The sequence below is a fragment of the Planotetraspora silvatica genome, from assembly GCF_016863315.1.
Lineage (GTDB): Bacteria > Actinomycetota > Actinomycetes > Streptosporangiales > Streptosporangiaceae > Planotetraspora > Planotetraspora silvatica.
In genome coordinates, this window is record NZ_BOOQ01000009.1 from 292365 (window position 1) to 305687 (window position 13323).

The window sequence follows — 13323 nt, forward strand, 5'->3', positions numbered from 1 at the left end:
CGGCGTGGACTGCCTCTGGGCTCGTCCGCCGGCCGGGTACGAGCGCGTCGCTGGCCCGCGTCAGGCAGACGGGCGATGGCGGCCCAGGCCGCGAAGGAACAGGCGGAGCTCAGGCGGGGCCTCCGGTTCCGCTCCCTCTTCCTGACGTTGATGGGCGTGGTGCTCGCCGTCGCGGCCCTCGACATCCTGCTGGGCTCGGTCGGGCTGATCCAGGAGACGCGCTCGCGTCCCCTCACCGACGAGGAGCGGGCCCAGTACGCCGCGCAGGACGTGGCCAGGCGGTGGCACGCCTGGCCGGTCGGGATGGTCTTCCCCGAGGAGCTTCCGTACAACGGCCTCGGCCGGGCCCAGCAGTACGCCCACCGCGTCGGTGTGGCCCCCGAGGAGGTCTGCGCCACGACGGTCGACTCGCCCGTCGCCTCGGTCCTGCGCGAGCAGGGTTGCCGGACGATGTTGCGGGCCACCTACGTCGACCAGACGTCGACGTTCGCCATCACCGTGGGCGTCGCCGTCCTGAAGGACGAGGACGCCCGGCTGGACGCGGCCACCAAGCTGCCCGTGGACGACCGGGTGGGCATCCGGCCCGTGGCCTTCCCCGGGACGGTGACCGACATGTTCGGCGCCGCCCAGCGGCAGCGGACCGGATGGGTGGGAGCGGGGCCGTACATCGTCTTCTCCGCCGTCGGGTACACCGATGGCAGGACCCGCGACTCCGTCCCCATGGAGGAGCAGTTGAACAGCGAGATGTGGCCGACGGCCGAGTCGATCGCCGGACGCATCGCGCGGTCCCTGGGCGAACCGCCCGACGTCCCGCGCTGCACCCAGGGGAACGTGTGCTGAAGCCGATCGCGCTGTGCGCCGCCGTCGCGAGCGCCCTGCTGGCCGCGGGGCCGACCTACGCGGCGCACGCCGAGTCGAGGCCCGGCGCGGGCGAGGAGCGCTGGGCGCTGGACGCGATCAACGCCGAGGAGGCGTGGAAGGTCACCAAGGGCGCCGGTGTGACCGTGGCCCTGCTGGGCGCCGAGCAGGTGGACGCCGAGGTGTCCGAACTCAAGGGAAGGGTCACGCAGGGGCCCGATCTGTCGGGCGCGCTCTTCGACGACTCCCTGGACAACTCGCCGGACAAGTCCACGGGCGACGTCACCGCCGCGGCGTCGTTGATCGCCGGAAACGGCGGCGGCCCGTCCGGTGTGGCGCCTGAGGCGCGGATCCTGTCCATCAGGGTCGCCACCGGCGAGCCTGAGCTGATCGCGGCCGATCCCCAGTCCGGACCCACCGGGGCCCAGGACAGTCCCATGGCGCGCGGCATCCGGTACGCCGCCAACCACGGGGCCACGGTCATCTGCATCCCGATCGCGGGCTACGGGATCGACCGGGCGGACCGCGAGGCGGTCTCCTACGCGCTGTCGCGCGGGATCGTCCTGGTCGCGGCGGCGGGGGACGGGGGCCGGTCGGCGTACACCCAGCAGACGGGCACCTCCTACTGGCGCTTCCCCGCGGGCTATCCCGGTGTCATCGGCGTGGCGGGCGTCGACAGGCAGGGCCGTAAGACCACCTCCAGCAGTGACAACCTGTCGGTCCTCGTCTCCGCTCCGGGGGCCGACGTGCCGGTGGTCCTGCCCGGGGGCAAGCACGGCACGGTGTCGGGGACCGGCGCGTCGAGCGCGCTCGTGGCGGGGACAGTCGCGCTGATAAAGGCGAAATATCCGAATATGGCGCCCGAACTCGTGTCGCGGGCGCTCAGCTCGACCTCGCACCCCAGTCCGAACGCCGGCTATGACGACAAAGTGGGATTCGGTGAAGTCGACGCGGGGGCCGCGATTGCCAAGGCGGCCGAACTGGCGGGATACGCCCAGGCGGCCCCCGTGCGGGACGATCTCCACTTCGGGAAGGGGCCGATGTCCGAAGCGCCCATGCGCCCGGGGCCCGATCCGGTTAGGCTCTGGATCTACGCAATCGCCGCCCTCGTCGGCCTGGGCGGGTTCTGCGGCGCGATCGTCGTCCTCAGCCGCAGGTGATCACATGTTGGCCGCCATTTGGCGGCGTTTCGGATTTCGACGACAGGGCGACATCAAGTTTCGCTAAGGTCCATGCCTCATGGGGTACGAGTTGCGCGTGGAGCGTGCAGCACCGCTCGCCTACGCCGAACTCGCGAGCGTGATCTCGGCCGGCGCCGGATTCGAGCTGCGCGGGACGCAGGAGGCCGGCGAGCTGGTCGCGTGGCACGGTGACTCCGCGCATCACATCGCGACCTGGTCGGGACGGCTGGCCGGTCGGCCGGGATCGGACTGGCAGGTGGCCCAGCTGGCCCGCGTCGCCGACATGCTCGGCGGATGGCTCGTCGGCGAGGACGGCGAGACCTACGGGCTCAGGAACGGCGTCGTCGAGCAGGTCAACGGCTCCGCGACGTACGAGTTCGGGAAGCTCGAGGAGATCGTCGCCGCCGGGCCCACCGAATGGAGCACCTGAGCCGACGGCGCGGTGAGCCCCCGCCGTACGCCGAGAGAGTGCTCGACCTGGTCGAACGCATCCCGAAAGGTCGGGTCATGTCCTATGGGGACGTGGCGGAATACCTCGGGGAGGGCGGGCCGCGGCAGGTGGGCCGGGTCATGTCGACGTGGGGCGGCGCCGTTCCCTGGTGGCGTGTGATCAGAGCCGACGGTTCGGCCGCGCCCGGCCTGGAGAGCGAGTGCCTCGCCCGATGGCGCGAGGAGGGCACCCCCCTCAGGGGCACCCGGGCGGACATGCGCAGAGCCCGCTGGGACGGTGTTTGATTGCCGCGCCCCTCGGGTGGCGGCTGGGCTTTGTGCATGATCACGGGTGGCGTTTCCGCAGGTCGTGGCGTACGCGTACGAATGTGTGCATGATCACGTGGGAGGTTTGGGCAGGTCACGGGGCATGATCCCGAACCTGTGCATGATCACGCCAAAGGGGGCGGCTTGTGTGAGAGTGGTGAGACTCACGCGAGCCGCCTTGGATGTCCCATATCCGCCGGTCATGTCCGGCGTGTCGTGCGGCTGATCGCGACCACGTCGCGCTGTACTGGTCAAGCGGGCACGATCTATCCCAGTGTTCTGATGGAATTCTGAGCTGTGAGTGGTCAGAAATACCGTTTGGTGCGCCGGGGCGGGGTGAGCCGTTCCGCCCCCGTCCTGGACGAGCATCAGAGGGCCGTCGTCGAGCACGAGAGCGGCCCCCTGCTCGTGCTGGCCGGACCGGGCACCGGCAAGACCACCACCATCGTGGAGACCGTCGTCGACCGCATCGAGCGGCGCGGCGTCGATCCGGAACGGGTCCTGGTCCTCACCTTCAGCCGCAAGGCCGCCGGTGAGCTGCGCGAGCGCATCACAGGGCGGATGCGCAGGACCACGAGGACCCCGCTCGCCCTGACCTTCCACAGCTACGCCTACGCCCTGCTGCGCCGTGAGGCCGTCCTCGCCGGTGAGCCGCCTCCGCGCCTGCTGACCGGACCGGAACAGCTCCTGGAGATCCGCAGACTCCTCCACGGTGAGCTGGAGGACGGAGCCGAGCGCTGGCCGGACCGGATGCGCGAGCTCCTCAAGACCCGGGGATTCGCCGAGGAACTGCGTGACTTCCTGTCCCGGGCGGCCGAGCGCGGGCTGGACGGCGACGCGCTGATCGACCTCGGGCGCACGCACGGCAGGGCCGACTGGGAGGCGGCGGGCCGGTTCTCCTACCGCTATCAGGACCGCTTCGACCTCGATCCCGTGCCGTCGATGGACTACGCGGAGCTGATCCGCGAGGCCGCCGGGCTGCTGACCGACGGCGAGGTCAGGAGACGTGAGCGGGACGCCTACGACGTCGTGCTCGTGGACGAATACCAGGACACCGATCCGGCACAGGAGTTCCTGCTCCAGCAACTCGCCGGGGACGGGCGTGACCTGATCGCGGTGGGGGACCCCGACCAGTCGATCTACGGCTTCCGCGGCGCCGACGTGCAGGGGATCCTGCGGTTCCCGGAGAGGTTCCGCACGGCGGGCGGCGGCGAGGCCCCGGTCATCGCGCTCGGCGTCTGCCGCAGGAGCGGCCCGGAGTTGCTGGAGGCGTCCCGCCGCGTCGCCTCCCGCCTGCCCGCGGGCCGCCACCGTGCGCTCGCGCCGCTCGCCGACGCCGAGCCGGGCGAGGTCTCGGTGCTGCTCGCCGACAGCGACAGCCAGGAGGCCGCCGTGGTGGCCGACACCCTCCGCCGGGCCCATCTCCTCGACGGCGTGCCCTGGTCCGGGATGGCCGTCCTCGTCCGCAGCGCCGCCCGGCAGCTTCCCCTGCTGCGGCGGGCGCTCATCACGGCGGGCGTGCCCGTCATCGTGGCAGGTGACGAGCTGCCGCTGGTCCAGGAGCCGGGAGTGCGGCCGCTGATCACGTTGCTGAAGGTCGCCGTGCACTCGTCGTCCCTCGACGTCGCGACCGCGGAGGAGTTGCTGACCGGAGCCCTGGGCGGCACCGACATGATCGGCGTCCGCCGGTTGCGCCGGGCCCTGCGCGTCGCCGAGCACGAGGCCGCGTCCGCGTCGGAGGCCGCCGCCGAGGAGGGGCAGCCGGCCCTGCCGTTCACGGCCAGGTCGTCCGACGAGATGCTCGTCGCCGCTCTCAGGGACGCCCGCGAGCTCGTCAACGTCGAGCCGCACGTGGGCGCGTCCGCCGAACGGGTCGCGAAGCTTCTGAAGATCGCCCGCGACGCCGTACGGCGCGGCCACGGCGCGGAGGACGTGCTCTGGGACGTCTGGCAGGCCAGCGGTCTCGCGGAGCGGTGGACCGAGACCAGCCTGTCCGGAGGGTCGAGGGGAGTCCAGGCGGACCGGGACCTCGACGGCGTCGTCGCGCTGTTCGACCACGCGGCCCGGTTCACCGACCGGCTGCCCAAGGCCGGCATCGAGGTGTTCCTCGACGACCTGACCTCCCAGGAGATCGCCGGCGACTCCCTCGCCGAGCAGGCCCCGGAGGGCGACGCCGTACGGATCCTCACCGCGCACCGGTCCAAGGGCCTGGAGTGGGACGTGGTGGTGATCGCCGGCGTGCAGGAGGGCGTCTGGCCCGACCTGAGATTGCGGGGGTCGCTCCTCGGAGCCGAGGAGCTCGTCGAGCTGTCCGCCGGGATCGCCCTCGACAGCACTCAGGCGACGGCGGCCGCCCTGTCCTCCAAGCTGCTGGCCGAGGAGCGGCGGCTGTTCTACGTCGCGACGACCCGGGCGCGGCGCAAGCTGGTGGTCACCGCCGTGGGCGGCGAGGACACCGACGAGCGCCCGTCGCGGTTCCTCACCGAGCTGCTTCCCGGAGGCGTCGAGGAGGCGACCGTCGACGACCGCGCCCGCTGGCTGAACATGTCCGCTCTGGTGGCGGACCTGCGGGCGGCCGTGTGCGACTCGACCAAGCCGGAGTCGCTCCGCCGCGACGCGGCCGGGCACCTCGCCCGGCTGGCGCGTGCGGGGGTGCCCGGCGCGAGCCCGCGGGACTGGTACGCGATGACGCCGCTCTCCGACGACCGGCCTCTGGGCTGGCCCGACGACATCGTGCGCATCTCGCCCTCGGCCGTGGAGAACTTCACCAAGTGCGGGCTGCGGTGGGTGCTGGAGACCGCGGTGGGCGCGGGCAACTCCAGCGTGACTCAGAGCCTCGGGTCGGTCATCCACGCGATAGCCGTACTGGCGGCTGAAGACGGCGTGGACCTGGTCGCGCGGCTCGACGACGTCTGGGAGCAGTTCGACTTCGGCGGCGTCTGGTTCAACCGCAAGCAGCGCAAGGTCGCCGAGCAGATGGTCGAGCGGTTCGTACGGTGGCACGAGGAGAACCCGCGCGAGCTCGTCGCCCAGGAGGAGGCGTTCACGGCGGTGGTCGCCGAGGGCGTTCACATCCGGGGCCGCGTCGACCGGGTGGAACGCGACGGCGACGGCCGGGCCGTCATCATCGACATCAAGACCGGCGCCTCCAAGCCGAAGGACGATGAGCTCGACCGGCATCCGCAGCTCGGGGTGTACCAGCTCGCCACGCTGCTCGGGGCGTTCAAGCGGCACGGCCTCGTCGAGCCGGGGGGCGCCTCGCTCGTCCAGGTCGGCAAGGCGGCCGGCGTGACGGGCGCGGCCAAGGAACAGGCGCAGGGCGCGCTGCGGGACGATCCCGAGCCGAAATGGGCCGAGGAACTGGTCGAGACCGTCGCGGCGGGGATGGCGAGGAACGTGTTCGTGGCGAAGGTCAACGACGGCTGCCGCACGTGCGCCGCCAGGGTCGCCTGCCCGGTCAACGACAACGGGGGCCAGGTGTGCTGAGCCTCCGTACGATGGCCTGATGCTGAGCCCCGCGGACCTCGCCGCCAAGCTCGGCGTCCTTCCCCCCACCCCGGAGCAGGCCGCCGTCATCGACGCGCCCCTGGAGCCGGCGGTGGTCGTGGCGGGTGCGGGCTCGGGCAAGAGCGAGACCATGGCCGGGCGCGTGGTGTGGCTGGTGGCCAACGGCCTGGCGCGGCCCGAGCAGATTCTGGGGCTCACCTTCACCAGGAAGGCCGCCGCGGAGCTGGCCGAGCGCGTGCGAAAGCGGCTGAGCGGGCTGGCTGCGGCCGGGCTGGTCGAGCCGGAACTGCTCGACGCGGAGCCGGCCATCTCGACCTACCACGCCTACGCCGCCCGGCTGGTCACCGATCACGCGCTCCGCGAGGGGCTCGAACCCACCATGCGGCTGGTCACGCCGGCCGTCTCCTGGCAGATGGCCGCGCGGGTCGTCGGGCAGTACGACGGCCCCATGGACAAGGTGGACCTCGGTCCGCCGAGCGTCACCGCCGCCGTGCTGGAGCTGGCCGGTGAGATGGCCGAGCACCTGCGGACCTCGGGAGAGGTGCGCGAGGTCGGCGACTGGCTCCGCGACCGCCTCGCCGCCCTTCCGGGCAAGACGATCCTGGCCCAGCAGCGCCCGGTCAGGACCCAGGCCGTCCGGGAGCAGTTGCTGCCGCTCGTCGAAGCGTACGAACGGTTGAAACGCCGCCGGGAGGTCATCGACTACGGCGACCAGATGGCGCTCGCCGCCCTGATCGCGTCGCGGCATCCCGAGGTGGGGGTGTCGGAGCGCTCCCACTTCTCCGTCGTGCTGCTCGACGAGTACCAGGACACGAGCCACGCCCAGCTCGTCCTGCTCCGGGCGCTGTACAGCGGGGGCCATCCGGTCACGGCCGTGGGCGACCCCTGCCAGTCGATCTACGGGTGGCGCGGGGCGTCGTCGGGCAACCTGTCCCGCTTCCCGCAGGACTTCCCCACCTCGTCGGGGGATCCGGCACCCGTGCGCCAGTTGTCGGTCAGCTTCCGCAACGGCGAGCGGGTGCTCGGCGTCGCCGCCGCGCTGCAGGCGCCGCTCCGGCAGGAGGCCGGGCAGGTGCCCGTGCTCGTCCCCGGCGCGAACCGGGCCGGCCGGGGACGGGTGGTGTGCGCGTTCCACGACACCGCGGAGGCCGAGGCCGAATGGGTCGCGGAAGGCGTGGCCAGGACACTCGGACTCGAAGGGGCGCCCGACGGGCTGCCCTGGGGGGAGGGAGAGCGCCCCAGGCGCGGCGCCGCCGTACAGCCGCAGGACGTCGCGATCCTCGCTCGCAAGCGGTCGCAGTTCCCCGCCCTGCGCCGGGCGCTGGAGGCGCGGGACATCCCGGTCGAGGTGGTCGGCCTCGGCGGCCTGCTCACGGTGCCGGAGGTGGCCGACATCGTGGCGACTCTCAGGACGCTCTACGACCCGACGGCCGGAGACGCGCTGGTGCGGCTGCTCGCCGGGCCGCGCTGGCGGATCGGTCCCGCCGACATGAAGGCTCTGGGCGACCTCGCCCGTGAGCTGAACCGCGAGTTCCACGGCGGGCCACGGCCCGACGACCCGCTCGAACAGGTCGTCACGGACATGGCGGAGGAACGCGGCAGCCTGGTCGACGCTCTCGACGAACTGCCCGACCGGTCCGAGTGGCTGGAGGTGTTCTCGGCTCCCGCCCGCGTTCGGCTGCCCGCGCTCGCCCTCGAACTGCGCCACCTGAGATCCCACGCGGGGCAGCCGCTTCCCGACCTCATCAGCGAGGTCGAGCGACGTCTGGGGCTCGACATCGAGGTGGCGGCACGCGGCGGGAGCCCGCTCGCCGCGCGTGCCGACCTGGACGCGTTCCTCGACGCCGCCTCGCGGTTCGCGGGCGACGCCGAGGACCCCACCCTCGGGGCCTTCCTCGCCTACCTCAAGGCCGCGGAGACCGAGGAGTTCGGCCTGGAGGCCGGACGCGTCGGCGACACCAACAGCGTCAAACTCATGACCGTCCATGCGTCCAAGGGCCTGGAGTGGCCGGTGGTCGTCGTTCCCGGCCTGTCGCAGCTCACCACGCAGAAGGGCGGGCTGGCCAGGGGCAGCGTGTTCCCCGCCACGCCGGTGACGAACTCCCGGTGGACGGAGAACCCGCGCAAGCTGCCCTACCCCCTTCGCGGTGACAAGGAGGATCTGCCGGTTCTCGCCGGCCTGGACAAGGAGGCGCTGGCGGACTTCGACGAGCGGTGCCGCGACCGGGATCTGATGGAGGAGCGGCGGCTCGCGTACGTCGCCGTGACCCGGGCGCACCACCTGCTGATCGCCTCCGGGTACCGGTGGGGCGGCTCGACCAAGGCGCTGGAGCCGTCCGACTTCCTCATGGAGATCCGCGAGGCCGGCGCGCAGGTCATGGGCTGGACCGAGGACACCGGTGGGGAGAACCCCCTGCTCGCCGAGCCCGCCGAGGCCATCTGGCCGCTCGTGTCCGTGCGCGAGTCGGTGCTGGACGGCGCACGCCTGGTGGAGGAGGCGCTGGCCGGCGAAGTCCGTACGGAGGTCGCCGACGCGGCCGACATCAGGGATCGTGACCGGGAACGGGCCCGGGCCTGGGCGCGGGACACCGACCTCCTCATCCGGGAACGTGAGGCCAACCGGCGGCGGGGCGGCGGAGCCGTGGAACTGCCCGCACGGTTGACGGTGTCGTCGCTCGTCACGCTGGCCTCTGATCCCGCGGCGTTCGCACGCCAGGTGCGGCGTCCCGTGCCGCGCAAACCCGCGCCGCTCGCCCGCCGGGGCACGACCTTCCACCGATGGCTGGAAACGCGCTGGGGACAACAGCGGCTGCTCGACGACTTCGACCTGCCCGGAGCCTCCGACGAGCCGTCGGAGGCCGAGATCCACCTGGCCGAGTTGCAGGAACGGTTCGAGGACAGCGAGTGGGCCGGACGGGAGCCGCTGGATCTGGAGGTGCCGTTCGAGACCGTCATCGCCGATCGCCTGCTGCGCGGCCGCATGGACGCGGTCTTCCGTGAGGGCGACGGCTACGTGGTCGTCGACTGGAAGACCGGGGAGCGGCTCCACGGCAGGGCGGCGGAGACCGCGTCGGTCCAGCTGGCGGCCTACCGTCTGGCCTGGGCCTCCCTCACGGGCGTGCCGCTGGAGAAGGTCGGGGCGGCCTTCCACTACGTCCGGTCGAACGAGACGGTGCGCCCGGTCGACCTCCTCGGGCCCGAGGGACTCACCGCTCTGATCCACCGGATCCCGTCAGCGGAATAGCGCCTCGGTCTCGAGCTTGATCCCGAACGGTTCGGGCAACTCCAGCGCCTCTCCCGCTTCTACCGTGACGACCTGCTTGTACGGCTCTCGCATGTCGCCTGGGAACACGTCCTTGACCGGCTCGCTCATGAGAGTGACCGTCTTCGGGTCCGCGAGCGGATCGACGACGAGTAGCAGCGGCACTCCGGCACGCGCGTAGTCGAACGGCTTCTCGTCCCAGTCGGTTTGGCGTGTTCCCGGAGAGCACACCTCGACGACGAGCAGGGCGCTGTCGCCTTTGATCCGCAGATCGCCGACATGTTCGGCGTTCCTCGGCGCGACCATCAGGTCCGGAAGCCGGTGATCGAGGAACGGCGGGATGTGGACGGCGAGGTTGTGGTGGAAACGCCAGCCGTTCGCGAGCTTGAGCGGGATCAACAGGTCCGCCAGCTCGTCCACGATGTGGGAACTCTGCTTGCTCTGCCAGGGGCTCACGACGACTTGACCCCAGGAGATCTCCGCGGTGTAGCCCGCGTCGTTGAGCTGCCGGCAGAGCACTTCGATCGCGGCCTCGTCACCGCGATGCCGGGGGTCCGCGCCGCGTGGCCCGGGTTCGGTGTCGGGTTCCTCGGGCTCGGTGTCGGGCTGTCGCTCAGCGGGAACGTGGTCGTTCCGCCGGTGCCGGGTCGGCTTGGTGAGCGCCATGTCGTCGCCATCCTCTCGGGCTCCCTACGCGTCTGATGGTACGTGTCGTGGCAGGAGTGTGACGGAACGTAGCCACACCGAAGAGTGGTCGAGAGGCGGGGGTGGAGGAAATCCCCACGGCGGTGGAGAGTTCTCACTCGTATGAGCAACCCTCGTAGCGATCGGAGGCGTCCACGTGACAGACAGTCGGGAACTGCCCGCCTATGTGTACGACCTGGCCGGGCTGGACGCCCATGCGGGAGCCGTACGGGCCGCGCTGGAAGGGGTCGAGCTCTACTACGCCGTGAAGGCGAACCCCGATCCCGAGCTGCTGCGGGTGCTCGCCCCCCACGTCGACGGATTCGAGGTCTCCTCGGGCGGGGAACTCGCGCACGTCCGCGGGCTGTTCCCCGGCGCCCAGGTCGCGCTGGGCGGCCCCGGCAAGACCGACGCGGAGCTGTCCGCCGAGGTCACCCGGCTGCACGTCGAGAGCCCCGGTGAGTTGCGCCGGCTGCTCGCGTCCGGACGGCCGGCCGATGTGCTCCTGCGGGCCAACCTCGATCTCCCGGTCGACGGGGCCTCACTGGTCATGGGGGGAGGGGCGACGCCGTTCGGCATGGATCCGGCGGGCGTCGCCGAGTGCGTCGACCTGCTGGACAGGCAGGACACCGTTCGTCTCCGCGGGCTCCACGCCCACCTGGCGAGCGGGCTCGACGCCGCAGGGTTGCTGGAGCTGGCCGCCGGAGTGCTCGACTACGCGCGCGGCCTCGGTCTCACCGAGATCAATCTCGGTGGTGGCATGGCGGTGTCCTACCGTGACCCGGGCGCGCTGTTCGACTGGCACTCGTACGGCAAGGGCCTCGCGGCGCTGCGCCGTCCGGGAGAGGTGCTGCGGGTCGAGCCGGGCCGCGCCCTGACCGTCTACTGCGGCCGCTACGTGACCCGGGTGATCGACGTCAAGCGGGTGCACGGCGAACTGTTCGCCGTCGTGGCGGGAGGCACACACCACCTGCGGACCCCGGCCACCAAGGGCCACGACCAGCCGCTGGCGACGGGGGAGCCCGGCGAGCCCATCACGATCGTCGGGCAGCTCTGCACGCCGAAGGACGTGCTCGCCCGCAGGGTGCCGGTGCGGCTGCAGGTGGGCGACGTCGTCGAGTTCGCCATGGCCGGGGCCTACGCGTGGAACATCTCCCACCACGACTTCCTGATGCACCCCAAGCCCGCCTTCCACTACCTCCGGGGCGAGTAGGCGACCAGCGGGTTGGCCACGGTGGTGTACCCCGCCGCCCTGTCGGCCGAGCGGGTCCAGCGGATGCCCAGGTTGGCCTTCGCCGGCAGCGGCGCGCCCCCGAGCAGCTCCGCCAGCGGGGCAGGCCGTCCGCGCCGCCCGGCGTAGTCCTCCAGGACCTCGTGGGCGACGTGCCACAAGTCGTCCAGCAGCCGGTCCGTCCCGGCGACCGTGGCCGCCACCTCGGCGAGATGGTTGACCACGAGGCAGTAGACGACCCGGTTCCAGCCTTGGCCGGCCTCGTAGGTCACCGCCTCGGCCACCCGGTCCGGCAGGCCGGTCAGGTCGTGGCGGCCGGCCACGAGCTTCGTCCCCTCCAGATCGCGGAAGATCGCCTCCATGGGGAGCCCGTCGGCGCCGACGCCGATGAGGACGTTCTGCACATGAGGTTCGAGGACGACCCCGTGCGTGAAGTACGCGTCGAGCACCGGCGGAGCCACCCGCTCCACGTAGGCCCTCCACCAGCCGAGCGGGTCCTCCCACCGGCGGGCTCGCACGGCCTCGGGCAGGTCGTCCCCGGCGGTCGCGAACGCCCCGGCGAGGATCGGGGTCACACCAGGCCCGCACTCCCGCCACGGGCCGGAACGGATGATCACCCCGAGCGCCTCGAACAGCCGGGTCCCGAGCGCCGCCGAACGGTAGCCGGGCTCGGGAAGCCAGCGCGTGCCCGGGAAGTCGGCGGCCAGGCTGCCGAAGATCGGGCGGAGCCGCTCGGTGAGCTCGACGGCTCCGATCAGCTCGTACCAGGCGTTCTTGCGGACGCAGTTGGTGATCCGCACGTCGAGGCTGAACTTCAGGCAGTTCTCCGTGACGGCGTCGTACACCGTGCGCACCGACGATGTGGGGGTCACCGGGCGGGAGCCGTACCCGAGGTCGATGAGCCGTCCGTCGGCGAGCGGGTCCCGCAGGTCGTCGGCGACGAGCTCGAGTTGCCAGGGATGTGCGGGCAGGAGCGTGTACCCGCGGGGGGCGGCGCCGAGCCTGTCGAGCGGCGTGGTGTCCCCCTGCTCCGCCACGAGATCGGCGCGGACGCCGAGCAGGCGCAACGGGAACTCGGCGCGCGCCTCCGGGGCGTACCGGGTCAGTCCTGGGCCGGTGTGCGCCTTCGGCGAGGGGTGGAAGGGATGGCCGTCGACGAGCGACTGCTCGGACGTCAGCCACGGGTCCGACGGCGGGCGGGTCCGCGCACGGGCGGTGAGGAGTTCCGCCATGGCGTCGCGGCTGGCGGCGACCTGCGCGGCGAACTCGTCGTTACCCCCGTGCCCGCTCCCGCTCCCGTTCCCGCGGCCGTTCCCGTTCCCGTGTGCGGACGTGCGGGCGGGCGCGCGGTCGATCGCGCGGTCGATTGCGCTGCCGGCCTCCTCCAACTCGCGCTCGGTGAGTTCGACGAGCAGGTCGGAGGTCAGGGGCAGCCACGACCCGTCCGACAGCCACTCGGCCCGGCCCTCGAAGCGCAGTGCGATGCCGCCGTGCGCGCGCACGCGGATCAGGGTCCCCGCGACCTCCAGCAGCAGGTACGGCTCGGCCGGCCACACCTGGCCGCGCGGGCCGCTGAGCTCCCGGGCGCAACATCGCAGCAGCGCGCCCAGCGTGACCTCCTCGGCCCTGGAGACGTGCGGGTCGAGCAGGAGGCGGTCCATGGGTGATGTGCCCCTTTGCATGGTCACGGATCGGGGAAGGCCAGGTCGGGCGGCAAGCCGCCGAATTCGTGCATGATCACGACCGGAGTCGCCGCAGGCCGGCGGGCATGATCGCGAGAGTGTGCATGATCACGCTCGGGGTTGTCGCAGGTCGACGGGCATGATCACGAAGGTGTGCATGAT

General features: G+C 72.0%; 9 protein-coding genes. 7 read left to right on the forward strand and 2 right to left on the reverse strand.

Going from position 1 to position 13323, the window contains the following annotated elements; genetic code table 11:
• The first annotated feature begins 75 nt into the window (after nucleotides 1-75).
• The 6 genes from Psi02_RS09055 to Psi02_RS09080 all read left to right on the forward strand — a co-directional run bounded on the left by Psi02_RS09055 (nucleotide 76) and on the right by Psi02_RS09080 (nucleotide 9546).
• Nucleotides 76-840, forward strand: coding sequence for a hypothetical protein (locus Psi02_RS09055; protein ID WP_239094732.1), 765 nt, complete (start codon nucleotides 76-78; stop codon nucleotides 838-840).
• Complete coding sequence (locus tag Psi02_RS09060; protein WP_239094733.1) at nucleotides 834-2018, forward strand: S8 family serine peptidase; 1185 nt, start codon at nucleotides 834-836, stop codon at nucleotides 2016-2018. The genes Psi02_RS09055 and Psi02_RS09060 overlap by 7 nt, the downstream gene beginning before the upstream one ends.
• Before the next feature lie 79 nt (nucleotides 2019-2097).
• Nucleotides 2098-2469 carry a hypothetical protein gene (locus Psi02_RS09065; protein ID WP_203972989.1) on the forward strand — a complete coding sequence of 124 codons (372 nt, stop codon included), beginning with the start codon at nucleotides 2098-2100 and terminating at the stop codon, nucleotides 2467-2469.
• On the forward strand, nucleotides 2457-2774 hold the full coding sequence (locus Psi02_RS09070) for an MGMT family protein (protein WP_203953635.1): 318 nt from the start codon (nucleotides 2457-2459) through the stop codon (nucleotides 2772-2774). Before Psi02_RS09065 ends, Psi02_RS09070 begins: the two co-directional genes overlap by 13 nt.
• Before the next feature lie 357 nt (nucleotides 2775-3131).
• Nucleotides 3132-6281, forward strand: a complete 3150-nt coding sequence (locus Psi02_RS09075; protein WP_239094734.1) for an ATP-dependent helicase — start codon at nucleotides 3132-3134, stop codon at nucleotides 6279-6281.
• A gap of 19 nt (nucleotides 6282-6300) precedes the next feature.
• Complete coding sequence (locus tag Psi02_RS09080) at nucleotides 6301-9546, forward strand: ATP-dependent helicase (RefSeq protein WP_203972991.1); 3246 nt, start codon at nucleotides 6301-6303, stop codon at nucleotides 9544-9546.
• Here Psi02_RS09080 and Psi02_RS09085 read toward each other — a convergent pair.
• On the reverse strand, nucleotides 9535-10230 hold the full coding sequence (locus tag Psi02_RS09085) for a Uma2 family endonuclease (protein WP_203972992.1): 696 nt from the start codon (nucleotides 10228-10230) through the stop codon (nucleotides 9535-9537). The two genes, Psi02_RS09080 and Psi02_RS09085, sit on opposite strands and share 12 nt — an antisense overlap.
• Nucleotides 10231-10405: 175 nt before the next feature.
• Between Psi02_RS09085 and Psi02_RS09090 the strand changes: the two genes are divergently transcribed.
• Nucleotides 10406-11461: a type III PLP-dependent enzyme domain-containing protein gene (locus Psi02_RS09090; RefSeq protein ID WP_239094735.1), complete on the forward strand. Its 1056-nt coding sequence runs from the start codon at nucleotides 10406-10408 to the stop codon at nucleotides 11459-11461.
• Here Psi02_RS09090 and Psi02_RS09095 read toward each other — a convergent pair.
• Complete coding sequence (locus tag Psi02_RS09095; RefSeq protein ID WP_203972993.1) at nucleotides 11443-13140, reverse strand: IucA/IucC family protein; 1698 nt, start codon at nucleotides 13138-13140, stop codon at nucleotides 11443-11445. The two genes, Psi02_RS09090 and Psi02_RS09095, sit on opposite strands and share 19 nt — an antisense overlap.
• Nucleotides 13141-13323 lie beyond the last annotated feature (183 nt).

Excerpts from the sequence above, each read along its gene's own strand:
- Psi02_RS09085 (WP_203972992.1), bottom strand. The coding sequence starts at position 10,230 with ATGGCGCTCACCAAGCCGACCCGGCACCGGCGGAACGACCACGTTCCC.
- Psi02_RS09065 (WP_203972989.1), top strand. The coding sequence starts at position 2,098 with ATGGGGTACGAGTTGCGCGTGGAGCGTGCAGCACCGCTCGCCTACGCC.
- Psi02_RS09095 (WP_203972993.1), bottom strand. The coding sequence starts at position 13,140 with ATGGACCGCCTCCTGCTCGACCCGCACGTCTCCAGGGCCGAGGAGGTC.
- Psi02_RS09055 (WP_239094732.1), top strand. The coding sequence starts at position 76 with ATGGCGGCCCAGGCCGCGAAGGAACAGGCGGAGCTCAGGCGGGGCCTC.
- Psi02_RS09070 (WP_203953635.1), top strand. The coding sequence starts at position 2,457 with ATGGAGCACCTGAGCCGACGGCGCGGTGAGCCCCCGCCGTACGCCGAG.
- Psi02_RS09080 (WP_203972991.1), top strand. The coding sequence starts at position 6,301 with ATGCTGAGCCCCGCGGACCTCGCCGCCAAGCTCGGCGTCCTTCCCCCC.